The organism is Spongiactinospora gelatinilytica (assembly GCF_003236385.1).
Lineage (GTDB): Bacteria > Actinomycetota > Actinomycetes > Streptosporangiales > Streptosporangiaceae > Spongiactinospora > Spongiactinospora gelatinilytica.
The window spans coordinates 1-436 of sequence record NZ_POUA01000874.1 but is presented as its reverse complement, the minus strand read 5'-3'; the positions used below and the strand labels follow the sequence as shown (position 1 = coordinate 436).

The 436-nt window shown below is 38.3% G+C and carries 2 protein-coding genes; both read left to right on the top strand.

The genetic code is table 11. The features are described 5' to 3' along the window. Positions 1-272, top strand: a 272-nt coding sequence (gene pyrR, locus C1I98_RS46670; RefSeq protein WP_111172261.1) for a bifunctional pyr operon transcriptional regulator/uracil phosphoribosyltransferase PyrR, incomplete at its 5' end; no start/stop codon positions are given. 23 nt (positions 273-295) lie between these two features. Beyond that, positions 296-436 (top strand): carbamoyl-phosphate synthase domain-containing protein (locus tag C1I98_RS46665; protein ID WP_497846387.1); only part of this gene is annotated, 141 nt, incomplete at its 3' end.

Sequence of the window (436 nt, the reverse complement as noted above, 5' to 3'; positions counted from 1 at the left end):
AAGCTGAACGGTTAAACATTTCTGAAAAAAATATTGTGCTGATTGATGATGTACTGTTTACTGGACGAACAATTCGTGCAGCATTGGACGCCTTAATTCATATTGGTCGTCCAAAAACGATTGCCTTGGCTGTTTTAGTGGATCGTGGTCACCGAGAATTGCCAATTCGTGCAGACTTTGTTGGAAAAAATATTCCAACAGCTCAGAATGAAAAAATCAAAGTATTTGTACAGGAAATTGATGGCAAGGACGCCGTGGAAATTGTCCACTAAATTGTAATTTGTTGGTTATCTTGATGTTAGATCATGACAACTTTGGAGTGTGGTATTTTATGAAAAGACATTTAATCTTAGAAGACGGGACTGTTTTTGAAGGTCTTGGTTTTGGTGCACCTGCTACGACGTTTGGTGAAATCATCTTTCATACTGCCATGACT